General features: G+C 69.7%; 25 protein-coding genes. 21 read left to right on the plus strand and 4 right to left on the minus strand.

Annotated features, from left to right (window positions below; all coding sequences use genetic code 11):
- The 4 genes from JK363_RS44845 to JK363_RS35540 all read left to right on the plus strand — a co-directional run.
- On the plus strand, window positions 1-123 hold a 123-nt coding region (locus tag JK363_RS44845), incomplete at its 5' end, for a vitamin B12 dependent-methionine synthase activation domain-containing protein (protein ID WP_201881738.1).
- Window positions 124-261: 138 nt separating this feature from the next.
- Complete coding sequence (locus JK363_RS35530) at window positions 262-963, plus strand: HAD family hydrolase (RefSeq protein WP_201881739.1); 702 nt, start codon at window positions 262-264, stop codon at window positions 961-963.
- A gap of 338 nt (window positions 964-1,301) precedes the next feature.
- Window positions 1,302-2,906 carry an ABC transporter substrate-binding protein gene (locus JK363_RS35535; protein ID WP_201881741.1) on the plus strand — a complete coding sequence of 535 codons (1,605 nt, stop codon included), beginning with the start codon at window positions 1,302-1,304 and terminating at the stop codon, window positions 2,904-2,906.
- Window positions 2,907-2,960: 54 nt separating this feature from the next.
- Entirely contained in the window at window positions 2,961-4,553 is a 1,593-nt protein-coding gene (locus tag JK363_RS35540; protein ID WP_201881743.1) for an ABC transporter substrate-binding protein, read from the plus strand.
- 119 nt (window positions 4,554-4,672) lie between these two features.
- On the opposite strand, the gene JK363_RS35545 is transcribed toward JK363_RS35540, so the two are convergent.
- On the minus strand, window positions 4,673-5,344 hold the full coding sequence (locus JK363_RS35545; protein WP_201881745.1) for a response regulator: 672 nt from the start codon (window positions 5,342-5,344) through the stop codon (window positions 4,673-4,675).
- 27 nt (window positions 5,345-5,371) lie between these two features.
- Window positions 5,372-6,358: a RecB family exonuclease gene (locus JK363_RS35550; protein ID WP_201881747.1), complete on the minus strand. Its 987-nt coding sequence runs from the start codon at window positions 6,356-6,358 to the stop codon at window positions 5,372-5,374.
- An 83-nt stretch (window positions 6,359-6,441) separates the two neighbouring features.
- On the opposite strand from JK363_RS35550, the gene JK363_RS35555 reads away from it, so the two are divergent.
- The 3 genes from JK363_RS35555 to JK363_RS35565 all read left to right on the plus strand — a co-directional run bounded on the left by JK363_RS35555 (window position 6,442) and on the right by JK363_RS35565 (window position 9,506).
- Window positions 6,442-7,683 (plus strand): site-2 protease family protein, encoded by a 1,242-nt coding sequence (locus JK363_RS35555; RefSeq protein WP_201881749.1) that lies wholly within the window; start codon window positions 6,442-6,444, stop codon window positions 7,681-7,683.
- A gap of 127 nt (window positions 7,684-7,810) precedes the next feature.
- A complete protein-coding gene (locus JK363_RS35560; protein ID WP_201881751.1) occupies window positions 7,811-8,785 on the plus strand; it encodes a tRNA (adenine-N1)-methyltransferase in 975 nt (324 codons plus the stop codon).
- A gap of 124 nt (window positions 8,786-8,909) precedes the next feature.
- On the plus strand, window positions 8,910-9,506 hold the full coding sequence (locus tag JK363_RS35565) for a hypothetical protein (protein ID WP_201881753.1): 597 nt from the start codon (window positions 8,910-8,912) through the stop codon (window positions 9,504-9,506).
- A 19-nt stretch (window positions 9,507-9,525) separates the two neighbouring features.
- Here the strand turns inward: JK363_RS35565 and JK363_RS35570 are convergent, their stop codons facing one another.
- The gene (locus JK363_RS35570; RefSeq protein ID WP_201881755.1) at window positions 9,526-9,816 is read right to left on the minus strand and encodes a ferredoxin; all 291 of its coding nucleotides are present in this window, start codon (window positions 9,814-9,816) and stop codon (window positions 9,526-9,528) included.
- A gap of 257 nt (window positions 9,817-10,073) precedes the next feature.
- Here JK363_RS35570 and arc point away from each other — a divergent pair, with 257 nt between their 5' ends.
- From arc to prcA, 5 genes are all read left to right on the plus strand, one after another.
- On the plus strand, window positions 10,074-11,840 hold the full coding sequence (gene arc, locus JK363_RS35575) for a proteasome ATPase (RefSeq protein ID WP_201881762.1): 1,767 nt from the start codon (window positions 10,074-10,076) through the stop codon (window positions 11,838-11,840).
- A gap of 258 nt (window positions 11,841-12,098) precedes the next feature.
- Window positions 12,099-13,610 carry a depupylase/deamidase Dop gene (gene dop / locus JK363_RS35580; protein WP_201881765.1) on the plus strand — a complete coding sequence of 504 codons (1,512 nt, stop codon included), beginning with the start codon at window positions 12,099-12,101 and terminating at the stop codon, window positions 13,608-13,610.
- Between the two features lie 135 nt (window positions 13,611-13,745).
- A complete protein-coding gene (locus JK363_RS35585) occupies window positions 13,746-13,964 on the plus strand; it encodes a ubiquitin-like protein Pup (protein WP_069869121.1) in 219 nt (72 codons plus the stop codon).
- A gap of 112 nt (window positions 13,965-14,076) precedes the next feature.
- On the plus strand, window positions 14,077-14,922 hold the full coding sequence (gene prcB / locus JK363_RS35590) for a proteasome subunit beta (RefSeq protein WP_201881772.1): 846 nt from the start codon (window positions 14,077-14,079) through the stop codon (window positions 14,920-14,922).
- A gap of 53 nt (window positions 14,923-14,975) precedes the next feature.
- Window positions 14,976-15,752 carry a proteasome subunit alpha gene (gene prcA / locus JK363_RS35595; RefSeq protein WP_201881775.1) on the plus strand — a complete coding sequence of 259 codons (777 nt, stop codon included), beginning with the start codon at window positions 14,976-14,978 and terminating at the stop codon, window positions 15,750-15,752.
- 904 nt (window positions 15,753-16,656) lie between these two features.
- On the opposite strand, the gene JK363_RS35600 is transcribed toward prcA, so the two are convergent.
- Window positions 16,657-17,742 (minus strand): LacI family DNA-binding transcriptional regulator, encoded by a 1,086-nt coding sequence (locus JK363_RS35600; protein WP_201881777.1) that lies wholly within the window; start codon window positions 17,740-17,742, stop codon window positions 16,657-16,659.
- Window positions 17,743-17,915: 173 nt separating this feature from the next.
- Here JK363_RS35600 and JK363_RS35605 point away from each other — a divergent pair, with 173 nt between their 5' ends.
- The 9 genes from JK363_RS35605 (at window position 17,916) to tatA (ending at window position 25,470) form a co-directional block, all read left to right on the plus strand.
- Window positions 17,916-19,319, plus strand: coding sequence for an MFS transporter (locus tag JK363_RS35605; RefSeq protein ID WP_201881778.1), 1,404 nt, complete (start codon window positions 17,916-17,918; stop codon window positions 19,317-19,319).
- A gap of 9 nt (window positions 19,320-19,328) precedes the next feature.
- Window positions 19,329-20,690 carry a Pup--protein ligase gene (pafA, locus tag JK363_RS35610; RefSeq protein WP_201881780.1) on the plus strand — a complete coding sequence of 454 codons (1,362 nt, stop codon included), beginning with the start codon at window positions 19,329-19,331 and terminating at the stop codon, window positions 20,688-20,690.
- Between the two features lie 114 nt (window positions 20,691-20,804).
- Complete coding sequence (locus JK363_RS35615; RefSeq protein WP_201881782.1) at window positions 20,805-21,800, plus strand: FKBP-type peptidyl-prolyl cis-trans isomerase; 996 nt, start codon at window positions 20,805-20,807, stop codon at window positions 21,798-21,800.
- A 40-nt stretch (window positions 21,801-21,840) separates the two neighbouring features.
- On the plus strand, window positions 21,841-22,212 hold the full coding sequence (locus tag JK363_RS35620; protein ID WP_201881783.1) for an FKBP-type peptidyl-prolyl cis-trans isomerase: 372 nt from the start codon (window positions 21,841-21,843) through the stop codon (window positions 22,210-22,212).
- Window positions 22,213-22,326: 114 nt separating this feature from the next.
- Window positions 22,327-23,304 (plus strand): helix-turn-helix transcriptional regulator, encoded by a 978-nt coding sequence (locus JK363_RS35625; RefSeq protein WP_201881785.1) that lies wholly within the window; start codon window positions 22,327-22,329, stop codon window positions 23,302-23,304.
- A 19-nt stretch (window positions 23,305-23,323) separates the two neighbouring features.
- On the plus strand, window positions 23,324-24,283 hold the full coding sequence (locus JK363_RS35630) for a helix-turn-helix transcriptional regulator (RefSeq protein WP_201881786.1): 960 nt from the start codon (window positions 23,324-23,326) through the stop codon (window positions 24,281-24,283).
- A complete protein-coding gene (locus JK363_RS35635) occupies window positions 24,276-24,539 on the plus strand; it encodes a hypothetical protein (protein ID WP_201881787.1) in 264 nt (87 codons plus the stop codon). Before JK363_RS35630 ends, JK363_RS35635 begins: the two co-directional genes overlap by 8 nt.
- A gap of 173 nt (window positions 24,540-24,712) precedes the next feature.
- On the plus strand, window positions 24,713-24,949 hold the full coding sequence (locus JK363_RS35640; protein ID WP_201881788.1) for a hypothetical protein: 237 nt from the start codon (window positions 24,713-24,715) through the stop codon (window positions 24,947-24,949).
- Window positions 24,950-25,179: 230 nt separating this feature from the next.
- A complete protein-coding gene (gene tatA, locus JK363_RS35645) occupies window positions 25,180-25,470 on the plus strand; it encodes a Sec-independent protein translocase subunit TatA (RefSeq protein WP_201881789.1) in 291 nt (96 codons plus the stop codon).
- The last annotated feature ends 10 nt before the right edge of the window (window positions 25,471-25,480 follow it).

Below are 25,480 nucleotides of genomic sequence, written 5' to 3' on the forward strand. Positions count from 1 at the left end.
GAACTCCTCCAGCCGGAGCGCATCGGTGTGAAGCTCTCCGAGGAGTTCCAGCTGCACCCCGAGCAGTCCACGGACGCCATCGTCATTCACCACCCCGAGGCCAAGTACTTCAACGCACGGTGACGGCCACGGGACCGCCCGCGAGCGGCCATGAGGCGCCGCGCGGCGGCACGTCGTAAACTGGTCGATCCGGTAGAGGCCGGTCGCCTTCCGTTCACGGGAGGAGACCGGCCTTCATGCCCCTCATCCGGAGGTGTTTGGATGACCAGCAGCATCCCCGTCGTCACTACCCGTACGGCCGAAGGATCCGCTCTGCAAGCCGTTCTGCTCGACATGGACGGCACCCTGGTCGACACCGAGGGCATCTGGTGGGACGCAGAGGTCTCGATCTTCGCCGAGCTCGGCCACGCACTGGCCGAGGAGTACCGCGCGGTCGTCGTCGGCGGTCCGATGACCCGCAGTGCCTCCTTTCTGATCCAGGCCACCGGCGCCGATATCGCGCTTGCGGAGCTCACCGGCCTGCTGAACAGCCGCTTCACCGAGCTGATCGACGGCACCGTGCCGATGCTGCCCGGAGCGCGCAGGCTGCTCACCGAGCTGGCCGCACACAGCGTCCCGACCGCCCTGGTATCCGCCTCGCACCGGAGGGTGATGGACCGGGTGCTGCGCTCGCTGGGACCCGAGCATTTCTCCCTGACGGTCGCGGGCGACGAGATCGCACGGACCAAGCCGCACCCCGACCCGTATCTCTTCGCCGCCGCCGAACTGGCCGCCCACCCGTCCCGCTGTGTCGTCGTCGAGGACACCTCGACCGGGGTGCGGGCGGCCGAGGCCGCGGGCTGCCACGTGGTGGCTGTTCCGTCCGTGGTGCCGATCGAACCCGCGACGGGCCGTACGGTCGTCGGATCGCTCGAAGAAGTCGATCTCCCTTTTCTTCAGGCCCTGGTCACGGGAATGCACTGATCGCATACTGAGCGTATTTCTGTCCATTGCAGATTGAATAACGCGCGGGTCTTTCCCGTCGTGGATGGCGACATAACGAACGTGATGTTTATCACTGAACTTGCCGTCGACACGGGGGGTGGGTCTATGCTGCGCGCCCCGTCTGGTGCGGTTTGCGCACGCCCTTGTGTCCGGATTGGTGACACGCCGTACGAAACGCGACCGCGTCCGCATATCGGTCCATCGTTGCTCGTTATCGGGGCGTGATATCGCCTCAACTTCGTTGTGTCTCAGCATGGCTGGTGCCGCGGACTAATCTCGTCGCGAGTGATTGATCGATCGCAGGGAGACTCCCGACAATGAAGCGCAAGTCGCTGGTGCTGCCGGCCGTGGCGGGCCTACTGATGTCAGCGCTCACCGCGTGCGGCGGTACCGACGGCTCGGGGTCGGACGGTGACGCGCTCGTCCTGGGCAGTACGGACGGGATCGAGGCCACCAAGGAGGCCCCCGCGCCCCTGGATCCGGACCTCGCCTATGACTTCGCCTCCTGGAGCGTCCTGCACAACACCTTCCAGACGCTGATGCGGCTGCCCCGCTCGGGCACCGAACCCATCCCCGACGCCGCCGAGAAGTGCGGCTTCCAGGACCGGCAGAGCGAGCAGTACCGCTGCACCCTGCGCAGCGGACTGAAGTTCTCCAACGGCCACGCGCTCACCTCCGAGGACGTCAAGTTCTCCCTCGAGCGCATCCTGCGCATCAACAACCCCAACGGTCCGGTCTCCCTGCTCTCCAACGTGGACAAGGTCGAGACCCCCAGCGACCGTGAGGTGGTCATCCACCTCGCCTCCCCGGACGCCACCTTCCCCTCCAAGCTGACCACCCCGGCCGCGGCCATCCTCGACAGCGAGGTCTATGAGCCGGACCGGCTCCACAAGGGCTTCGAGATGGTGGGCTCTGGCCCATACCAGGCCAAGACCGAGGTGCGCGACAACCGGCTGACCAAGGTCAACTTCACCAAGAACCCGCACTACAAGGGCGATGTCGAGCCCAAGGCCGACACGGTCGAGATGCGTTTCTACAAGACCTCGGCGGAGCTGGAGCGGGCGCTGGTCAAGGGCGATGTCGATGTGGTCCACCGCGGCTTCTCGCCCGACCAGATCGACCGGCTGAACCGCGGGAAGGTCAAAGGCGTCCGGCTCTTCGAGGCATCCGGCCAGGGCATCCGCTACCTGGGCTTCAACACCGCCGACCGGTCGGTGAAGAACAAGGCGATCCGCCAGGCGATGGCCCACCTCGTCGACCGGCAGGCCCTGGTGCGCGATGTGTACAAGCGCACCGGCGTGCCCCTCTACTCGCTGATCCCGTCCAACGTCACCACGCACACCAACTCCTTCCACAACGAGTACGGCGACCCCGACCCCGCCGCCGCCCGCCGGGTGCTGCGCCAGGCCGGGATCCACACCCCGGTGAAGCTGACGATGACGTACACCACCGACCACTACGGTCCGGAGACCGCGCAGGAGTTCAAGGAGCTGAAGCGGCAGCTCAACGACAGCGGTCTGTTCTCCATCAAGATCAAGGGCGTGCGGTGGGCGGAGTTCCGCCCCAAGCTCATCAAGCGCGAGTACCCCGTCTACGGCATGGGCTGGCTGCCGGACTTCCCGGACCCGGACAACTACATCGCCCCCTTCCTGACCAAGGACAACTTCCTCAACTCGCCCTACCGCAACAGCGTGATCCAGGACGAGCTGATCCCCAAGACGCGGCAGGAAGCGCAGCGCGCCCTGGCCTCCAAGGACTTCCAGTCCATCCAGAACGCCGTCGCCGACGATGTCCCCTACCTGCCGCTGTGGCAGGGGAACACGTATGTGGCCGCCCGGGAGAACATCACCGGCGCCGAGTACGCATACGACTCCTCGACCACGCTCCAGCTCTGGGAGCTCGGGCGCGGCGCCGGGGGCTGACCCCAACAGACGGGGGCCGAGTGAGAACACGACGAAACTGTGAGGAACCAACCCGTGAGGAAACGTGACCAGTGGCTGGCAGCCCCCCTCGGGGCGGGGCTGGCCGCCGCCCTGCTGACCGGCTGCGGAAGCGAGGACGGTGACGCTGCCGAAGGCGGCAAGCACGTGGTCATGGGGATGTCGGACGAGGTGCTCGCCACCGACCCGGCGTCCGGCTACGACCCCGGCTCCTGGCTGCTGTTCAACAACGTGTTCCAGTCACTGCTGAGCTTCCCCAAGGGCAGCACCACCCCGCAGCCGGAGGCCGCGGAGACGTGCAGCTTCAAGGACAACGCCAGCCGGGTCTACACCTGCACGCTCAGGAACGACCTGACGTTCTCCAACGGTCACCCGCTGACCGCCGAGGACGTCAAGTTCTCCTTCGAGCGCACCCTGCGGATCAACGACGAAGACGGTCCGGCGCTGATGTTCGCCTCCATCGGGTCGATCAAGACCCCGGACAAGCGGACCGTAGTGTTCAACCTGAAGCAGGCGGACGCCACCTTCCCGCAGAAGATCGCCTCCGGCGCCGGCTCCATCGTCGACCACCAGGAATACCCGGCCGACAAGCTGCGCACCGACAACCAGGCGGTCGGCTCCGGTGTCTACACCCTGAAGTCGTACGACAAGACCAAGGCCGACTTCGAGGTCAACGACGGCTACAAGGGTCCCGCCGAGGCCAAGAACACCGGGCTGACTCTGAAGCTGTTCCACGGAAAGCAGGAGGAGCTCAAGAGCGCCGTGGAGCACGGCGATGTGGACCTCGCCTACCGCGGACTGGCCATGAAGGACCTCGCAGACCTCCAGGCGCGCAGCGTCGGCGGCAAGAGCCTGGACGTGGTCGAGGGCACCGGCGCCGAGGTCCAGCACCTGATCTTCAACATGAAGGACCCGGTGGCGGGCAAGCGCGGGGTGCGCAAGGCCATCGCCTACCTCGTCGACCGCAGCACCCTGGTACGCGACGTCTACAAGCGCACCGCCGAACCGCTGTACTCGGTCGTCCCGGCCGGAATCACCGGCCACAACACGGCCTTCTACGACAAGTACGGCGACCGGCCGCAGCCTGCCAAGGCCAAGCAGGCCCTGCGGGAGGCGGGGATCTCCGGGAAGGTCAAGCTGACCCTGTGGGGCACCCCGATCCGCTACGGCCCCGGCACCGTCCCCGGGCTGCGCGCGATCGCCAAGCAGCTCAACGCCAGCGGGCTGTTCGACGTCGATGTGAAGAGCACCGACGTCGCGGCCTACGAGAAGGGCGTCGCGGACGGGAAGTACGCCGTGTATGTCAAGGGCTGGGTGCCGGACTACCCGGATCCGGACAACTTCGTCGCGCCGTTCTTCGGTGACGACAACGTCCTGGCCAACCACTACACCTCGGCGCTGCTCACCGGTCAGCTGATACCGGCCACCGCCGAGCAGCCCAGCCGCTCGGCCACGGTCGGCGACTACCAGCGGATCCAGGACATCGTCGCCGACGATGTGCCCATGCTCCCGCTGTGGCAGGGCAAGCAGTACGCGGTGGCCCAGAACACCATCTCCGGGCTTCAGTGGACGCTCGACTCGTCCACCGTCTTCCGCTTCTGGGAGATCAGCAAGTCGCCCCAGGACTGACGACCGGGTCGTCCGCCCCGGCGCCCGCAGGGTGCCGGGGCGGAGCGCCGAGGAGTGCCGGCTGTGCTGTGCCGAAGGCCCCGGCGGCACCGGCCAGTTGACGCATCCGCACCCGGCGGCTACTGCGCGCCGGGGCGGACCAGTCCGCTCTCGTAGGCGTAGACGGCCGCCTGGACCCTGTCCCGCAGACCCAGCTTGGTCAGCACATGGCCGACATGGGTCTTCACCGTGGTCTCGCTGACGAACAGATCCGCGGCGATCTCCGCGTTGGACAGCCCCCGGGCCACCAGCTTCAGCACCTCGACCTCGCGCTCGGTGAGGGTGTGCAGGGTGTCCGGCACCGGTTCCTCGCCGGAGGGCAGATGCCCGGCGTACTTGTCCAGCAGCCGTCGGGTGATGCTCGGCGCGAGCATCGCCTCACCCGCCGCCACCACCCGGATCGCCTGCACCAGCTCGGTGGCGGGCGCGTCCTTGAGCAGAAAGCCGCTGGCCCCCGCGCGGAGTGCCTCCACCACGTACTCGTCCAGGTCGAAGGTGGTCAGCACCAGCACCTTGGCCGGGCCGTCCCGTCCGGGGCCGGTGATCTGACGGGTCGCCTCCACGCCGTCCATCCGGGGCATCCGGATGTCCATGAGCACCACATCGGGTTGCAGGGCGCGTACCTGGTCCAGAGCTTGCAGACCGTCCCCCGCCTCGCCGACGACCGCGAGCTCCTGCTCCGCCTCGAGGATCATCCGGAAACCGGTGCGCAGCAGCGGCTGGTCATCAACCAGTAGGACACGGATCGCCACGGGATCTCCTTCGCTCGACCGGACCCATTATCCCGAAGCCGTCTCGGCGGATGGAATGGGGATGATCGGCAGTGGATAGGGCGGGGGAGTACCGCCGAATTCCGGACAATGGGCCTGATGGTCGCACCAGCCGCACAGCTTGGTCTGCCGGGGCAGGAAGATGCCGGACTCGGTGGCCCGCCGGATCGCCTCCCACAGGGCCAGCAGCTTGCGCTCCACCGCCCGCAGATCGCCCTCCTCCGGGTCGTAGCTCAGCACATCGCCGCTGCCCAGGTAGACCAGCTGGAGACGGCGCGGCACCCTGCCGCGCAGCCGCCACAGCACCAGGGCGTAGAACTTCATCTGGAACAGCGCCTCCGCCGAGTACTGCGGGGCAGGGGCCTTGCCGGTCTTGTAGTCGACGATCCGGATCTCGCCGGTGGGGGCGATGTCCACGCGGTCGATGATCCCGCGCAGGGTCAGCCCGGACTCCAGCTCGGTCTCCACGAACAGCTCGCGCTCGGCGGGCTCCAGTCGTGCCGGGTCCTCCAGCGAGAACCAGCGCTCCACCAGCCGCTCCGCCCCCGCCAGCCACTCGGCCAGCCGCTCCGGGGCCGGCCCGCTCGCGCCGCCCTCACCGCCGCCGTCGCCATCCCCGTCTCCGTCGCCGCCACCGTCGTCACGGAACAGCTCCGCCAGCTCCGGCCGGTCCGCGAGCAGCCGCTCCCACTCACCCGGCACCATCGCGCGGGCGCGCGGGGCGGTGCGCTCGGCCGCCGGCGCGTCGAAGAGCCTCTCCAGCACGGCGTGCACCACCGTGCCCCGGGTCGCTGCCGCACTCGGCTTCTCCGGCAGTTTGTCGATCACCCGGAAGCGGTACAGCAAAGGGCACCGCATGAAGTCGGACGCCCGTGACGGCGACAGCGACGCGGAGCGGTCGGACTGCGGTGGTCCGTCCGTCTGTTCGGCCTTCCCGGTGGTGGTTCCCATGGCGAAGACCCTACGGCCCGCCACCGACAGCCGGACGCATACCATCGACGTCCGAGCCCCTGGCACTGCATGATCGTGGGGACCGTATCAAAACTGGGTGCGACCGACGCATCCGACGAGGGGACACCGTGGACAACAGCGGGCAGCCGCAGTCCGACAGCGGGGGATCGGACCGCACGACCGAGCCGGAGGCCGGTAAACCGCAGCGCCCACGCGAGTCGGGCGGCGGCATCCTGATGGGCCGGCCCTTCGGCGTACCCGTTTACGTATCGCCCAGCTGGTTCCTGGTCGCCGCCCTGATCACCTGGGTCTTCGGTGAACAGCTCGAGCGTGTCCTGCCCGAGCTCGGTGCCGCACGCTATCTGGTCTCGCTCTTCTTCGCCGTGGCCTTCTACGCCTCCGTGCTGGTGCACGAACTGGCGCACACGGTGGCCGCGCTCCGCTTCAAGCTGCCCGTGCGCCGGATCCAGCTCCAGTTCTTCGGCGGTGTCTCGGAGATCGAGAAGGAGTCCGAGACCCCCGGCCGGGAGTTCGTCCTCGCCTTCGTCGGTCCGCTGCTCTCCCTGGTCCTCTCCGGCGTCTTCTACCTCGGCATGCTGCTGGTGGAGCCCGGCACGGTGCCCGGAGTGCTGCTCGCGGGCCTGATGATCTCCAACCTGATCGTGGCCGCCTTCAACCTGCTCCCCGGGCTGCCGCTGGACGGCGGGCGGATGCTGCGCGCCGTGGTCTGGAAGCTCAGCGGCAAGCCCATGACCGGCACCGTCGCCGCCGCCTGGAGCGGCCGGGCGCTGGCCGTGGCGGTGCTGGTCGGTCTGCCGCTGCTCACCCAGGCCGGCGGCCTCGGCGGTGAGCCCGAGAACTTCGGCAGCGTGGACTCGCTCACCGACGCGCTGCTCGCCGCCATACTGGCCGCGATCATCTGGACCGGTGCGGGCAACAGCCTGCGGATGGCCAGGCTGCGGGAGCGGCTGCCGGATCTGCGCGCCCGTACGCTCACCCGCCGCGCCGTCCCGGTCGAGGCCGACACCCCGCTCTCGGAGGCGCTGCGCCGGGCCAACGAGGCAGGGGCCCGCGCCCTGGTCGTCGTGGACGCGCACGGCACTCCGACCGCCGTGGTGCGCGAGGCGGCCATCGTCGGCGTCCCCGAGCACCGCCGTCCCTGGGTCGCGGTCAGCGGTCTGGCCCAGGACCTCAAGGACGGGATGCGGGTCTCCGCCGAGCTGACCGGCGAGGAGCTGCTGGACACCCTGCGGGCCACCCCCGCCACCGAGTATCTGGTGATGGAGGAGACCGGCGAGATCTACGGCGTGCTGTCCACGGCCGACGTCGAGCGCGCCTTCGTCGCCGCCATGGCCCGTACGTCCTCCTGAGGCCCGCTCGCGGCCTCTCCCGGAGGCTTACCCGCCTCCGGGCACCCGTCTCCCCCGGACGTCCGTCCCGGCGCCGGCAGGAGCCCTGCGGTCCCGGGCAGGGGCGGGCGCCCGGTAGGCTGTTCACATGTCCGAACCGACCGGTGCCGCCCGCCGTCGCGGGCCCTTCCAGGTCGGGGACCAGGTCCAGCTCACCGACCCCAAGGGACGCCACTACACCTTCACGCTCGAGGCCGGGAAGAACTTCCACACCCACAAGGGTTCCTTCCCCCATGACGAGCTGATCGGTGCCCCTGAGGGAACCGTCGTGCGCACCACGGGAAACGTCGCGTATCTCGCGCTGCGCCCCCTGCTCCCCGACTACGTCCTGTCCATGCCACGCGGTGCCGCCGTGGTCTACCCCAAGGACGCGGGGCAGATCCTGGCGATGGCCGACATCTTCCCCGGCGCGCGGGTCGTCGAGGCGGGCGTCGGATCCGGCTCGCTCTCCACGTTCCTGCTGCGGGCCATCGGCGACCAGGGCATGCTGCACTCCTACGAGCGCCGGGCCGACTTCGCCGAGATCGCCTCCCAGAACGTCGAGCGCTACTTCGGCTCCCCGCACCCCGCCTGGCGGCTGACCGTCGGCGACCTCCAGGACAATCTGTCCGACACCGACGTCGACCGCGTCATCCTGGACATGCTCGCCCCCTGGGAGTGCCTGGAGGCCGTCTCCAAGGCGCTCGTCCCCGGCGGCATCCTGTGCGCCTACGTCGCCACCACCACCCAGCTCGCCCGGGCCGTCGAGGCCATCCGCGAGCACGGCACCTTCAACGAGCCGTCGGCCTGGGAGACCATGGTCCGCACCTGGCACGTCGAAGGGCTGGCGGTACGCCCCGACCACCGGATGATCGGCCACACCGGATTCCTGCTCACCGCCCGCCGCCTCGCGGACGGTGTGGAGCCCCCGCTGCGCCGCCGCCGCCCCGCCAAGGGCGCCTACGGCGAGGACTACACGGGCTACGGCGCCACCGGAAAGGCCACCGGGAAGGACACTGCCGCCACGGGCGGCACGAAGAGCGCCGCCGAGGAGGGCCAGGACACCGCCTCCGGGCGCGCCTGACGGCCCCGCCGGACCACGTCCGGCATCAACGCCCCGGCGCGGCCGCCGACTTCCCCTCGCGGGACGGTGGCCGCGCCGTGTGAGATGTGGCACCATGCGGGGCACCCCTCGCCTCAGCTCTCACATGGAGTCATCCCGCGTGCAGCCTCTGGGCCCGGATCTCGCGCACACCCATCCCCGTCCGGTGCACTGGCTCGCGACCGCGGCCGCTGTCGCCGCCGTCGTCGCCGGATCATCGGTCCTCCAGCCGTCGGGCGCCAAGGCCACCACCACCGCGCCGCATACCGCGGCCGCCAAGGCTCCCGATCCCCGCGCGGCGCGGTATCCGATGGACTGTGGCGGGGCCCGGCCGGATGTGGTGGACCGGGGCTCGGGGGATCTGGACGGGGACGGGCGGCCGGAGACCGTCGCGGTGGTGCGCTGTCATTCGGCGACCGGTACCCCGCCCAGCGGCGTCTATGTCCTGTCGTCCGCGGAACGCGCCGATGGCAACGGCGGCAAGGGCGCCGCGCCCCGGATCGTGGCCACGTTCGTGGATCCCGAGGAGGGCATGAGCATCCGGGATTTCGCGGTACGCGGAAAGAAGGTTTCGGCCACCCTGCTGGGATACTCCTCGAGGAAGGTCCCGCGGTGCTGCCCGGATCTGCAACGCCAGGTCAACTGGCAGTGGCGGGACGGCAAGTTCGTACTCAAGGCGCTGCCGGTCCCGGGGAGTGTGTGATCGGTTACGGGGCGTCCCGTCAATCCGCGTCGGGGCCGTAGACCTCGACCTTGTCCGCGGCACGGCGCACATGGATGCAGTCGCCGGGGCACTCCTGGGCGGAGTCCACCACCTCGGTCAGCAGCTGGAGTGGAACGGGGGTCGTGGCCCCCTTGTCCTGGAGCAGCTCATCGTCGGCGCTCTTGACGTAGGCTAGACCGTCGATGTCGAGTTCGAAGACCTCGGGGGCGTACTGGGCACAGATCCCGTCGCCCGTGCACAGGTCCTGGTCAATCCAGACTTCAAGATCGCCGAGCTCCTCGTTCCGCACGGTACGTCGCCTGCCGTTCCCTCGATACGTGATTCAACATTGACTAAATATCGCCAGCTCTGGCGGGTGTTGACCGTCTCGACGATACAACCGCTCGCTTTCCGATGTTGTTGGGTGGGTATTCACCTGGCGTGAGGGAGTGCGCAAGGGTGAAGATCGGACACACGCCGACCGGGTTTGTGATCTAGGGGTTTCAACCCGCACCGGCCCAGGTAGGGTCAGGAAGCGTCCAGCTCCCCTTGGAGGAGGTGAGGACCGTGGCAGCCCACGACGACGACATCAACCGCGGCATCCGGCCGGGGCGGGGGTCTGACGACCCAGCCGGTCAGGTTGCCTATCTCGAGCAGGAAATCGCCGTCCTGCGCCGCAAGCTCGCCGACTCTCCGCGGCATACGAGGATTCTCGAAGAGCGGATCGTCGAGTTGCAGACAAATCTGGCGGGAGTCTCCGCACAGAACGAGCGGCTCGCGAACACACTCCGTGAGGCCCGCGACCAGATCGTGGCCCTCAAGGAAGAGGTCGACCGGCTCGCGCAGCCGCCGGCCGGCTTCGGGGCCTTCCTGAAGGCGAACGAGGACGGCACGGCGGACATCTTCACCGGGGGCCGCAAGCTCCGGGTGAACGTCAGCCCGAGCGTCGATCTCGACGACCTCAGGCGTGGCCAGGAGGTCATGCTCAACGAGGCGCTCAACGTGGTCGAGGCCATGGAGTTCGAGCGCGCCGGGGACATCGTCACCCTCAAGGAAGTCCTTGAGGACGGCGAGCGCGCCCTGGTGATCGGGCACACCGACGAGGAGCGTGTGGTGCGGCTCGCCGAGCCGCTGCTGGAAACCACCATCCGCCCCGGTGACGCCCTGCTGCTCGAGCCCAGGTCCGGCTATGTCTACGAGGTCGTGCCCAAGAGCGAGGTCGAGGAGCTCGTCCTCGAAGAGGTCCCGGACATCGACTACACGAAGATCGGCGGTCTGGGGAACCAGATCGAGCTGATCCGCGACGCGGTCGAGCTCCCTTATCTCTACCCCGACCTCTTCAAGGAGCACGAACTGCGGCCGCCCAAGGGTGTGCTGCTGTACGGCCCGCCCGGTTGCGGCAAGACGCTCATCGCCAAGGCCGTCGCCAACTCCCTTGCCAAGAAGGTCGCCGAGGTGACCGGCAAGCCCGCGGGGAAGAGCTTCTTCCTCAACATCAAGGGCCCCGAGCTGCTCAACAAGTACGTTGGTGAGACCGAGCGGCACATCCGGCTGGTCTTCCAGCGGGCACGGGAGAAGGCCAGCGAGGGCACGCCTGTCATCGTGTTCTTCGACGAGATGGACTCCCTCTTCCGCACCCGGGGCTCCGGTGTCAGCTCGGACGTGGAGAACACCATCGTTCCGCAGCTGCTCTCGGAGATCGACGGTGTCGAGGGCCTGGAGAACGTGATCGTGATCGGCGCCTCCAACCGCGAGGACATGATCGACCCCGCGATCCTGCGCCCCGGCCGTCTCGATGTGAAGATCAAGATCGAGCGTCCGGACGCCGAGGCCGCCAAGGACATCTTCTCGAAGTACCTGACGCACACCCTCCCGGTGCACGCGGACGACCTCGCCGAGCACGGCGGATCGTCGCAGGCCGCCGTCGCGGGCATGATCCAGTCGGTCGTCGAGCAGATGTACGCGGAATCCGAGGAGAACCGCTTCCTGGAGGTCACCTACGCCAATGGTGACAAGGAAGTCCTCTACTTCAAGGACTTCAACTCCGGTGCCATGATCCAGAACATTGTGGACCGGGCCAAGAAGATGGCCATCAAGGCATTCCTCGACCACAACCAGAAGGGACTCCGCGTCTCCCATCTGCTCGCCGCTTGTGTGGATGAGTTCAAGGAGAACGAGGACCTGCCCAACACCACCAACCCGGACGACTGGGCCCGGATCTCCGGAAAGAAGGGCGAGCGGATCGTCTTCATCCGCACCCTTGTCACCGGAAAGCAGGGCGCGGACACCGGACGCTCCATCGACACGGTGGCGAACACCGGTCAGTACCTGTAACACCGCTGTCCGGCTGCGGATGTCCACGACGGGGCATCCGCAGCCGGATGCGCTTTTCGGACCGCATTCTTCGTATGAGTCCTACGAGCCCGACGGAGCAATGACTGACATGATCTCCGCTTCACCGCAAAGCCGTCCTAGGCTCGTCGGTACCGCAGTATCGCGGCGTGGGGGATCGGGGGCCGCGCACGGACCAGGAGCGCAGCGGTACTTGAGCGCCGACCCCGTCCGGGGGCGGCGCCGGGCAAGGAGGGCCGCATGACCGTACGGCGCGTAATGGGAATCGAGACGGAGTACGGGATCTCCGTCCCGGGGCACCCCAACGCCAATGCCATGCTCACCTCATCCCAGGTCGTCAACGCCTACGCGGCGGCGATGCACCGGGCGCGTCGCGCCCGCTGGGACTTCGAGGAGGAGAATCCGCTGCGGGACGCCCGCGGCTTCGACCTCGCACGTGAGTCCGCCGACGCCAGCCAGCTCACGGACGAGGACATCGGCCTGGCCAATGTGATCCTCACGAACGGCGCCCGGCTCTATGTGGACCATGCGCACCCGGAGTACTCAGCCCCCGAGGTCACCAATCCGCGGGACGCGGTGCTCTGGGACAAGGCGGGCGAGCGCATCATGGCCGAGGCCGCCGTGCGCGCCGCGGAGCTGCCCGGTGCCCAGCCCATCCACCTGTACAAGAACAACACCGACAACAAGGGCGCCTCCTACGGCACGCACGAGAACTACCTGATGAAGCGGGAGACCGCCTTCTCGGACATCGTGCGCCACCTCACGCCCTTCTTCGTCTCCCGCCAGGTGGTCACCGGCGCGGGCCGCGTCGGTATCGGTCAGGACGGGCATGAGCACGGCTTCCAGATCAGCCAGCGGGCCGACTACTTCGAGGTCGAGGTGGGTCTGGAGACCACCCTCAAGCGCCCCATCATCAACACCCGCGACGAGCCGCACGCCGACGCCGAGAAGTACCGCCGACTGCACGTGATCATCGGTGACGCCAACCTCTCCGAGATCTCGACCTACCTCAAGCTCGGCACCACCGCGCTGGTGCTGTCGATGATCGAGGACGGCTTTATCGCGGTGGACCTGGCCGTGGACCAGCCGGTGCGCACCCTGCACCAGGTGTCCCACGACCCGACGCTGGGTCGTCTCATCACTCTGCGTAGCGGACGTACGCTGACCGCCGTACAACTCCAGATGGAGTACTTCGAGCTGGCCCGCAAGTACGTCGAGGACCGCTTCGGCGCCGATGCCGACGACCAGACCCGTGATGTGCTGACCCGCTGGGAGGACGTGCTCAACCGGCTCGAGCGCGACCCCATGAGCCTGTCCGGCGAGCTGGACTGGGTCGCCAAGCGCGAGCTGCTCGAGGGCTACCGGCGCCGCGACAGCCTGGACTGGGATGCCGCCAGGCTCCACCTGGTGGACCTCCAGTACGCCGACGTACGGCCCGAGAAGGGCCTGTACAACCGTCTGGCGGCGCGCGGCAAGATGAAGCGGCTGCTGGACGACCAGGACGTGGCACGGGCCCAGAACAAGCCCCCGGAGGACACCCGCGCCTACTTCCGCGGCCGCTGCCTGGAGCAGTACGCGGACGATGTCGCCGCCGCCTCCTGGGACTCGGTGATCTTCGATCTCCCGGGCCGTGACTCTCTGCAACGGGTTCCCACGCTCGAGCCGCTGCGCGGCACCCGGAACCACGTCAAGGAGCTGCTGGACCGCTGCCGCACCGCGGAAGACCTGGTCCGGGTGCTCTCGGGCGGCTGAAACGGGCTCCGGCCGGGAATCATCGAGGTGGCCTCCGTGCGTTGTACCAAGTGGGAGGCCGATGTCGGACCCGGCTTGTAGGGTCTGATCTTGAGACCTGTCGAATCAGCGGGCGAACCGAGCGGGGTGAGGGATATGGCGACCAAGGACACCGGCGGCGGACAGCAGAAGGCGTCGCGCTCGACCGAGGAGGTCGAGGAGCAGACGCAGGACGCACAAGCCGCGGAAGACCTCAAGGAACGGCAGGAGAAGCTCTCCGACGACGTCGACTCCGTGCTGGACGAGATCGATGACGTGCTCGAGGAGAACGCGGAGGACTTCGTGCGGTCCTTCGTCCAGAAGGGCGGCCAGTAAGGCGCGTGTTCTCCGTCCTGCGTCCCCGCGAAGAGGGGGGCGCAGGACGGATGACTTCCATGGCCAGGGGTATGGTCCGTGCAGTATTTCAAGATCTGGTGGAAGGAAACGTGTGGAAGCCAACACTCGTGACACAGGGCGTCTGCCGGCTGCCTTCCTGACGCCCGGCTCCTCGTCGTTCATGGATTTCCTGGGCGCGCACTCGCCCGCCCTGCTTCCGGGAAACCGTCCGCTTCCCCCGGTGCAGGGCGCCGTCGAGGCCCCGCACGGCACCACGATCGTCGCGGCCAGCTTCCCCGGCGGTGTGGTGCTCGCCGGTGACCGCCGCGCGACCATGGGCAATGTGATCGCGCAGCGGGACATCGAGAAGGTCTTCCCCGCCGACGAGTACTCGGCCGTCGGCATCGCGGGCACCGCCGGTATCGCCGTGGAGATGGTCAAGCTCTTCCAACTGGAGCTGGAGCACTTCGAGAAGGTCGAGGGCACCGTCCTCTCCCTGGAGGGCAAGGCCAACCGGCTGTCGACCATGATCCGCGGCAATCTCGGTATGGCGATGCAGGGCCTGGCCGTCGTCCCGCTCTTCGCGGGCTGGGACGTCGACCGGGAGAAGGGCCGCATCTTCTCCTACGACGTCACCGGCGGGCGCTCGGAGGAGCACGGCTTCGCGGCCACCGGCTCGGGCTCGATGTTCGCCCGGGGCGCGCTCAAGAAGCTCTACCGCGACGACCTGACGGAGGACCAGGCCGCCACCGCCGTCGTCCAGGCGCTCTACGACGCCGCCGACGACGACTCGGCCACCGGTGGGCCCGATCTGGCCCGGCGGATCTACCCCCTCGTCACGGTCATCACCGAGGACGGCTACAAGAGGTACACCGACGCAGAGGTGTCCGAGATCGCCCGCGCCATCCACGAGCGGCGGCTCGAAGAGCCGGACGGCCCCCGCGCCGCCCTGCTCTGAGAGGACGGTTGACCCGGAATGCATTCGCCACTGACAGAAGGGACGGACAGCCGGTGACGACGCCGTTCTATGTATCTCCTCAGCAGGCCATGGCCGACCGCGCCGAATACGCCCGCAAGGGCATCGCGCGCGGCCGCAGCGTGGTCGTGTTGCAGTACTCCGACGGCATCCTGTTCGTCGCCGAGAACCCGTCCCGTGCCCTGCACAAGGTCAGCGAGATCTACGACCGGATCGCCTTCGCGGCGGTCGGCAAGTACAACGAGTTCGAGAATCTGCGCATCGGCGGTGTCCGCTACGCCGATCTGCGCGGCTACACCTACGACCGTGACGATGTCACGGCCCGGGGCCTGGCCAATGTCTACGCACAGACGCTGGGCACCATCTTCTCCAGCGCCGCCGAGAAGCCGTACGAGGTCGAGCTGATCGTCGCGGAGGTCGGGGAGGCCCCCGAGGACGACCAGATCTACCGTCTGCCGCACGACGGCTCCATCGTGGACGAGCACGGCTCGGTCGCGGTCGGTGGCAACGCCGACCAGATCAGCAGCTATCTCGACCAGCGCCACCGGGACGGCATGACCCTCGCCGAAGCCCTCAAGCTGGCCGTCGAGTCGCTCACCCGTGACACCAACGGCGGTGAGCGCAATCTCACCGCCGAGCAGCTCGAGGTCGCGATTCTGGACCGCAAGCGGCCCCAGCAGCGGAAGTTCAAGCGGGTGCTCGGCCGCCAGCTCTCCCGGCTCCTGGAGTCGGAGGGCACCGCCGCGGCGGAGGACTCGTCCGCCTCCTCCGAGGCCGAGGAAGCCGAGGAGACCGAGGAGACCGAGGAGTAATCCACCCCTCCCGTCCCCTCCGCGCCCCGGCGGCCCAAGGGCCCCGGGGCGCGGTGCGTGTGACCCCCGCTGTACGCCGCCATGTTCCGCGAGGCCCTGCCGGGTGGCGGCCCGGGTGGCAGGCGGACACGCGCGGCCCCGGGCCGCGCGCCGCGCTCCCAGGGCTCCCGCGAGGTGGCGAGGGAGCCTTGGAGGGGCCGCGTGTGCGGCGGCCCGGGCGCACGCGGAGCGGCGGCACGGCACATGGACACCTGTGGCCCGAGCGCTCCGCGATATGCGCTCCCGACCCTGCCGGACAGTGGCACATGGGCACGCATGCGCCGCGGCCGGGCGCGCCGTGGGATGGGTGGTACGCGGTCACTCACGGCCCCCGCTCCCAGGGCTCCCCGCAGGGTGACGGGGGAGCCCCGGACCGGCCGCGCGCGCCCTGCCGCGCACGCGGCTCCATCGCTGTGTTGTGGTCCCCGGGGTGCGGTGGGTGGCACATGCACACCGCGATCCTGGTTCCGCTGGCCGCGTTCGGGGGCTTTCGGGCAGTGGCGGTGCCCGGCGTCGGCTGTACGTGCCGTGCTGGTGCGCCACAGGTGTCACGCTCGCGGATGCCCGCGCTCCCGGCGGCGCTCGCCGCACTCCGGGACCACGCCACAGCGGTGGCAGTGGTGCGTTACGCGGCGGCCGTGCCCCGCGCGAGGCGGTGCCGCACGGACAACCTCTCCATCGCCTCGTGGCGCACGGCGGTCCTAGGATGCCGTCCCCCGCAGGGGGCGCCGTCCCGGTCGCCAGGGCTCGTCTTCACGGGGGCTGCCCTGCTCCCGGCGCCTCGCATGGCGCCCCCGCTACCGCTGGGAGGTGCCCCCTGCACCAGACGCCGCTCGCGGCCGGATGCCGCCTTCGAAGGCGGACCCTAGTCCGGGGGCGGGGCCGTGGAACCTCGGGGGAGGAGTTCCACCGGGAGCGTGGTGTCCTGGGGCGGTTCGCCGTTCAGGACCGCCATCAGGGCCCGCATCCCGGCCGCGCCCACCGCTTCCGCGGGCAGCCGTACCGTCGTCAGCTCCGGCTCCACCGCGGTGGCCAGCGCCAGGTCGTCGAAGCCCGTCACCGATACGTCGTCCGGCACTCGCAGCCTCAGCCGTCGGGCCGCCTTGCAGGCGCCCGCCGCCATGATGTCGTCGTCGCACACCAGCGCCGTGGGCCGCGGGCCCGGGGTGGACAGGATGCGTTCGGCCGCCCGGCGGCCCTCCTCGACGCTCAGCCCGGCCGGTTCCGTGCGCAGTGTCACGCCGTCCGCCGTGCCCAGCGCCGACGCGAGGGCGCGGGCGCGTACCCGGAAGGTCCAGGAGTCCACGGCCGCCGCGAGATGGGCGATACGGCGATGGCCGAGGGCGAGCAGGTGGTCCGCCACCTGCCGGGCGCCGTCGGCGATATCGAGGTTGACGGTGGCGGCCGCGGCCGCGTCGTCCGGGTCGCTGTCGAGCATCACCAGCGGCAGTCCGCCACCGCGCACCGCCGCCAGCGCGCCGGCCGCCATGGAGGAGGCGATCACACCGTCGAGCGAGGCGCGGGCGGAGTCGAAGGGGTCCCGGGCGGGGCCGACGCCCTCGGGGGAGGGATAGAGCACCACCCCGAACCCGTGGTCGGCGGCGACCCGGGCGGCGCCGGTGTACACCCGGGCGAAGAACTCGGTCGTCAGGGCGGGCACCACCAGCAGCGCGGTCCGGGTGCGGCCCAGCCGCAGACTGCGTGCCGCGAGGTTGGGCCGGTAGCCCAGTTGCCGTGCCGCGGCGCGCACCGTCTCGGCGGTGCGCTCGGAGACCCGGCCCGCCCATTTGTCCCCGAGGACCAGGGAGACCGTCGCCTGCGAGACGCCCGCGACCCGCGCCACGTCCCGGCTGGTGGCTCGCCCCGCAGCCGTGCGATCCCCGCCCGGTGCGGTGTCACCCGTCCGGCCGGTCTCCGGGACACCTTTCTCAGCGGCCCCGCTCGCCACCATCGCCTCCGCTTCCCTCCGCCGTGCCCGGCGATCCGCCCCGTCCGCGCGCCCGGGAGTGGACCCGCGGCTGGCGGCCATGGTACGTATGACGGCGACGTTATACGTAAAACGCGACCAGGCACCGCAGCGAACCACGACCCACGGACCCACCGACCCACGAGGAGGAACGCACGATGGCGGCTGGCTACGGGGACCTGCTGCGCACGCGCCATGCGGCGCGGCTGCTCACCGGCACGCTCGTCGGACGGCTGCCGAACGCCACGGCCGCCATCGCGGTGCTGCTCTTCGCCCGCGCGGAGGGCGGCAGTTACGCCCTGGCCGGGGCGCTGTCGGCCGTCTACGGCGCGGCCAACGCCATCGGCCAGCCGCTGCTGGGCCGGGCCGTGGACCGCTTCGGCCAGCCGCGGGTGATGCTGCCGGCCGCGGTGGTGTCCGCGCTCGGTATGGCGCTGTTCGTGGCAGTCGGGCTCGACCCGCTGCCGGTGGCCTACGCCGCGATGCTGATCGCGGGCGGTTTCACCCCGCCGCTGGAGGGCGGGCTGCGGGCGCTGTGGCCGAGCGTGCTGGGGCGTGAGGACCGCATCCACGCCGCCTACGCGCTGGACGCGGTGGCGCAGGAGGTGATGTTCGCGGTCGGCCCGCTGCTGGTCACCCTGGTGGTGGCGGTGTGGTCGGAGGGGGCCGCGCTGCTGGTCATCAACGCCCTCGGGGTCGCGGGCGCGCTGTCGGTCGTGGTGTCGCCACCGTCCCGCGCGTGGCGCTCCGCACCGCGCGAGGCGCATTGGCTGGGTGCGCTGCGCTCACCCGGGCTGCTGGTGCTGCTCGGCTCGTTCTTCTTCGTCGGACTGGCCCTCGGGGCCATAGCGGTGGCCTCGGTCGCCTACGCGGACGAGCACGGCGGCGGCATGGTCGCCAGCTATCTGCTGTCCGCGCTCGGCGCGGGCGCGCTGGTCGGCGGGGTGGTCTACGGGGCCCGCCCGTGGGCCGGAGCGCCGGAACGGCGGCTGCTGGTGCTGGTGGCCGCGCTCGCGCTGGGCTATCTGCCGCTGATGCTGGTGCCCGGTGTGGTGCCGATGACGGTCCTGGCCGGAGTGGCGGGTGTGTTTCTGGCCCCGGCGCTGGCCTGCGCGTTCGTCGTGGTCGACCGGCACGCCCCCAGGGGGACCGTCACCGAGGCGTTCTCCTGGCTGGTGACCACCTTTGTGGTCGGCAACGCGGTGGGAACGGCCGCTGCCGGGCCGGCGGTCGAGTTCGGGGGCGTGGGCCCGGGGTTCGCCGTCCCCGGGATCGCCGGAGCCGCCGGGCTGGCGGTGCTGCTGGCCGCCCGGCGATTTCTCGCCAAACCAGCCGCCAAACCAGCCGCCAAACCGGCCACCGAGCCGGACACCGAACCGGCCACCAAGCCCGGCACCGAGCCGGACACCGGACGCGGCACCGAGCCGGTCGCGGAGTCGCCCGCGGAGCCGGGTCCGGACCCGGTTTCCGATCCGGTTCTCCCGGCGCCCTGTTCACCCGCCGCGGAAAATGATCGCAACCGTGCGGCCGAACCCGGTTTCAGAGCAGGCCATCAGGCGTAATGTTCAGGCATGGACCGCCGCATTTTCGGGCTGGAGAACGAGTACGGCGTCACGTGCACATTCAGGGGACAGCGCCGGCTGTCTCCTGACGAAGTGGCGCGGTACCTCTTCCGCCGTGTCGTCTCCTGGGGCCGCAGCAGCAATGTCTTCCTGCGCAACGGCGCCCGCCTCTATCTCGACGTGGGCTCGCACCCGGAATACGCAACCCCCGAGTGCGACAACGTGACCGAGCTGGTCACCCACGACAAGGCAGGCGAGCGCATTCTCGAGGGTCTGCTCGTGGACGCAGAGCGTCGCCTGCACGAGGAGGGAATCGCGGGCGACGTCTATCTCTTCAAGAACAACACCGACTCGGCGGGCAACTCCTACGGCTGCCATGAGAACTATCTGGTGGCCCGCCACGGCGAGTTCTCCCGGCTCGCCGATATTCTCATCCCGTTCCTGGTGACCCGGCAGCTGCTGTGCGGCGCGGGCAAAGTGCTCCAGACCCCGCGCGGCGCGGTCTACTGCGTCAGCCAGCGGGCCGAGCACATCTGGGAGGGCGTCAGCTCCGCCACCACCCGCTCCCGGCCGATCATCAACACCCGCGACGAGCCGCACGCCGACGCCGAGCGCTACCGCCGGCTGCATGTCATCGTCGGTGACTCCAACATGTCCGAGACCACCATGCTCCTCAAGGTCGGCGCCACCGACCTGGTGCTCCGCATGATCGAGGCGGGCACGGTGATGCGCGATCTGACCCTGGAGAACCCGATCCGGGCCATCCGCGAGGTCAGCCATGACATCACCGGTCAGCGCAAGGTGCGGCTGGCCAGCGGGCGTGAGGCATCCGCCCTGGAGGTCCAGCAGGAGTACTACGAGAAGGCCGTCGACTTCTGCGACCGCCGCGGGATCCGCACCGGCACCGTCGAGCGCGTCCTGGAGCTGTGGGGCCGCACCCTGGAGGCGGTCCGCACCGAGGAGCTGGACCGGATCGAAACCGAAATCGACTGGGTGATGAAGTACAAGCTCATCGAGCGGTACCGGGCCAAGAACAACATCACCATGTCCCATCCGCGCATCGCTCAGATAGACCTCGCCTACCACGACATCCACCGCCGCCGGGGGCTCTACTACCTGCTGGAGAAGCGTGGTCAGGCGGCCCGGGTCTGCAACGACCTGAAAATCTTCGAGGGCAAGTCGGTTCCCCCGCAGACCACCCGCGCCCGGCTGCGCGGTGACTTCATCCGCCGCGCCCAGGAGCAGCGCCGCGATTTCACCGTGGACTGGGTGCATCTGAAGCTCAATGACCAGGCGCAGCGCACCGTGCTGTGCAAGGACCCGTTCCGGTCGGTCGACGACCGGGTGGAGAAACTCATCGCCGGTATGTGAGGCGGCGGACGGCTTGTGTTCCGCGCGGGCCCCGTGCGTTCCTCGGACGGGGCCCGCCGTACGACGTAGAGTGACGCGCATCGTCCATCGCAAGATCTACGTAACGAGGACTCCGTGCGCCGACGCTCCGTACTGCTTGCCGTGCCCGCGGGCCTGCTCACGCTGGCCGGCTGCGGTGACGACAAGTCAGGATCCGACAAGGCATCACCGTCCAAGGAGCCCACCAGCCCGACGCCGTCGCCGGCCCCCACCGGCAAGATCGTGAGCGGACCGGTGCCCCCCATCACCTCCGGCAAGGAATTCGGTGAGAAGCCGAAGCTTGCCAAGGGCACGGGCAAGCCGTCGTCCGACCTCGCGGTCAAGACGGTCATCAAGGGGAACGGGCCGACCACGGCCAAGAAGGACTTCCTCCAGGTCAACTATCTCGGCCAGATCTGGAGCTCCGCCAAGGTCCTCGACCAGTCATTCGACAAGGACAAGCCGGCCACCTTCCAGCTGGGCGCCGGACAGGTCATCCCGGGCTGGGACCAGGCGCTGGTGAAGCGGAATGTCGGCAGCCGGCTGGAGCTCGCCGTGCCGCCCGCCTACGCCTACGGCAAGCAGGGCCAGCCGCAGGCGGGCATCAAGGGCACCGACACGCTGGTGTTCGTCATCGACATCGTGAACCGCTTCAACGGCAAGAGCTCGGCCAAGGGCGACAAGGTGGCCCAGAGCAACATCGACCTGCCCAAGGTGTCCGACAACACCGACGGCAAGGCGCCCACCATCACCGTCCCCAAGAAGTCCGAGCCGAAGAAGCTGGTCTCGGAGTACGTCATCGAGGGCGACGGCCCGAAGGTGAAGAAGTCCGACGCGCTGCTCGTCCAGTACAAGGGCGTGCTGTGGAAGAACGGCAAGCAGTTCGACTCCACCTACAAGCGCGGCGAGCTGGCCCAGTTCTCCCTCCAGCAGGTCGTCAAGGGCTGGTCCCAGGGGCTCACGGGCAAGAAGGTGGGCAGCCGGGTGCTGATCGTCGTACCGCCCGACCTGGGCTACAAGAACGAGGCCAAGCCGGGCATTCCGGCCAACTCCACACTGGTCTTCTCCGTCGACATCCTGGCGGTTCTGTAAGACTGTGCGGGTTGCCCACAACGTGACGAGGAGCAATTTCGTGAGCACCGAGAAGCCCGAGGTCGATTTCCCGGGTGGCGAGCCGCCGGCCGATCTCCAGATCAAGGACATCTGGGAGGGTGACGGCCCCGAGGCCAAGGCCGGCAGCAACATCGCCGTCCACTACGTCGGCGTGGCCTTCAGCACCGGCGAGGAGTTCGACGCCAGCTACAACCGCAACACCCCGCTGCGGATCCAGCTCGGTGTCGGACAGGTCATCCCCGGCTGGGACCAGGGTCTCCAGGGCATGAAGGTCGGCGGACGCCGCCAGCTGATCATCCCGCCGCACCTGGCCTACGGCGACCGCGGCGCCGGTGGCCGGATCAAGCCGGGCGAGACGCTGATCTTCGTCTGCGACCTGGTCTCCGCCTGAGACCCGGGTGAGCCCCGCCGAGGGCCCCTGCCTGCGGGCAGGGGCCCTCGGCTTTTGCCCCACGTCCCGGTAGCGGTACGGTCACGGTCGTAAGGTCACAGAGAAAGGGCGTCGATGGCGATTGCCAAGGCCGAGCGGCTGATGAATCTGGCGCTGTGCCTGCTGGGAACCCGGCGCCCGCTGACCAAACGGGAGTTGCGCGGTTCCATCGAGGCGTATCTGGAGGCGGGCGGCGCAGCGAGCGGCGGCAACGACGACGCCTTCAACCGCATGTTCGAGCGCGACAAGGACGATCTGCGCGAACTCGGCCTGGTCATCGAGACGGTGGAGGGCATCGACGGCGAGATCGGCTATCTCGCCCGCCGCGACAGCAACCGGCTGCCCCCCATCACCCTGGACGCCGAGGAGGCCGCCGCCCTGGGCCTGGCCGCCAAGGTCTGGCAGCAGGCCCGGCTCGCGGGTGCCGCCAGCGGTGCGTTGCAGAAGCTGCGCGCCGCCGGGATGCCGGTCGCCGAGGACCCGTACGACACCCAGGCGCACAGCGCGCTGGAGCCGCATATCCCGGTCCACGAGGCGGCCTTCGAACCGCTGATGCTCGCCTGCCGGGACCGCCGCCCCGTCGTCTTCGACTACCGCAAGGCCAACGCCGCCCGCCCCGAGCCGCGCCAGGTCGAGCCCTGGGCGCTGGAGTGCTGGCGCGGCCAGTGGTACCTGGCCGGATGGGACCGCGAGCGAGCCGCCGAGCGGGTCTTCCGGCTCTCCCGGATCTGCGGCCGGGTCCGGCTGCGCACCGGCGCCTTCACCGCCGAGGTGCCCGACCACGTCACCGTGCGCGAGACCGTGGAGCGGTGGTCGGGGGAGACCGCCACCCGTACCGCCCGGATCCGGCTGCGCTCCGGCCACGGCTATCCGCTGCGGGCCAAGGCGCTGTCCACCACCGGTGCCGGGGACGGCTGGGACGAGCTGGAGATCCCGTACGGGCACGGGCTGGACGCCTGGCTGGTGGAGTTCGGCCCGGACGTGGTGGTGCTGGCGCCCGACGAACTGCGGGCGGATGTCGTCGACCGGCTGCGCGCCGTGGCCAAGGGCTGAGGGGACGGACCGACTTCACATGGCCGGAAACGCCATTGACCAGACCCGCCGGATGCTTTCTCTGGTGACGTATCTGCGGGAGCGCCCCGGCGCCCGGGTCGCCGACGTCGCCCGCGCGTTCGGCATCAGCGAGGACGAGCTGATCTCCGACCTCGATGTGCTGCCGCTGTGCGGCACCAGCTTCCGCGGCGGGGACCTGCTCGACATCGACACCGACGGTGACCGCATCTGGTGGCATAACCCCGACGATGTCGCCGAACCGCTGCGGCTGGCCGCCGACGAGGCCACCGCGCTGCTGGTGGCCGCCCGCGCCGTGGCCACCCTCCCCGGGCTGCGCGAGAGCGACCGGGACGCGCTGCTGCGCGCCACCGCCAAGCTGGAGGCCGCCGCGGGCGAGGCGGCCGGGGCCAGCGCCCGGCTCTCGGTCACCTTCGAGTCCGAGGGCGGTGTCTTCGCCGACGTCGACCGGGCCATCTCCGAGCGGCGGCGGCTGTGGCTGCGCTACTACTCACCCGCGCGCGACGAGATCACCGAGCGGGAGGTCGACCCGATCCGGCTGTTCGCCGTCGGCCGCACCTATATGGAGGCGTGGTGCCGGCTCTCCGAGGCGCGGCGCACCTTCCGGCTGGACCGGGTCGTGGAGATCAAGCTGCTGGACGAGGCGTCCGATCCGCCGCGGATCGAGCTGCGCGATCTGTCGGACCTGTCCACCGGACTGGTGCAGACCGGCGCCGAGGACCCGGAGGTCGTCATCGAGGTGGCCCCCGGCGGGCGCTGGGTCGCCGAGTACTACCCGCACGACAGCGCGGAGGAGCTGCCCGACGGCGGGCTGCGGATCACCCTGCGCACCCCCGACCCCGGTTCGCTGCGGCGGCTGGCGCTCCGGCTGGGCAGGGATGGCCGGATCGTCTCCCCGCGGGGCCTCGCGGACAGTGCGCGGGACGCGGCGCAGCGGGCGCTCGCGGCGTACGGTGAGTGAAGGGACGCACACAGTGACCCCTGGGGGGAATCCCGCCTCAGTGATCTTCAAGGCAGCCTGCCCGGACTGCCGCGGCCGTTTCGAGCTGGCCGCGGGGGCGCTCCGGCTGGCGATCGGCGCCAGCCACCGCACCACCTTCTACTCCTTCACCTGCCCCGACTGCGGTTCGGCGGTGCGCAAACCGGCCGGGGAGCGGATCGTGGAGCTGCTCACCGGCGGCGGGGTGCGTACGCTGCGGCTGCATTCCACGGTCTAGTGCCGCGTCAGTCAGGGTTTGCCCGGTAGTGAGGTGTCCTGGTGCGTGCGATCGCAAGGCGGCCGGAAGCCCTCGTAGTGGGCCTACTCGGGCTTTCGGCCAACGCGGCGAGCGTGCGTGCCAGGGCGGCGAGCGGGGTGAACCTTGGCTGACGCGGCGCTAGGCTCTGCGTCATGCTCTGGCCGATGCTCGCGCTCTCCCTCGCCTTCTGCGGAATCGCCGTACTCGCACTGTGCGCGGCGCGGGTCTACGCGGAGACGCGCAGACTGTCCCGGCAGGTGGCCGAGAGCTCGCGGCGGATCAGCCGGGCCGCGGAGGACCTGGAGCGGGCGACCGCGCCGCTCGGTTCCCAGGTGGACGCGCTGCGCGGCAGCGGGCGGCCCGCACCGGCGGCCACCGACCGCGACTGACGCGCCTGGAGCCCGGGGTGCCGGCACCCTGCTGGGAGCCACACACCCGAGGTAGGCTGGCTTTTCGCGGCCCTGGACACGAGGCGGAGGGCCGCAACCAGGCGTCTGCATGGGGATTGCCCCGGGTTTACCCGTGCGCGCTACGATCGCTGACAGTACGGCGACCGGACGCATGTCCGACCAGTCCGGCAGCCCCACCCCCAGCCGCCTCGGTGAGAAGGTAGACGCTTATGTTCGGAAGGCTCGGCGCCACCGAGATCATCCTCATCCTGGTCGTCATCGTGCTGCTGTTCGGCGCGAAGAAGCTCCCCGACATGGCGCGCTCCCTGGGCAAGTCCGCCCGGATCCTCAAGAGCGAGGCCAAGGCGATGAAGTCGGACGGCCAGCAGCAGCAGAACGCCCCGGCCGACCCGCCCACCCCCGGTCAGGACCAGAGCGCGCACCGCACCATCCAGGCCGCCCCGGGTGATGTCACCAGCTCGCGCCCGGTGTCCGAGCCGAGCGACACCACAAAGCGCTGACCGAGGGCCA

It is taken from the genome of Streptomyces coffeae, assembly GCF_016741875.1.
Classification (GTDB): Bacteria; Actinomycetota; Actinomycetes; order Streptomycetales; family Streptomycetaceae; genus Streptomyces; species Streptomyces coffeae.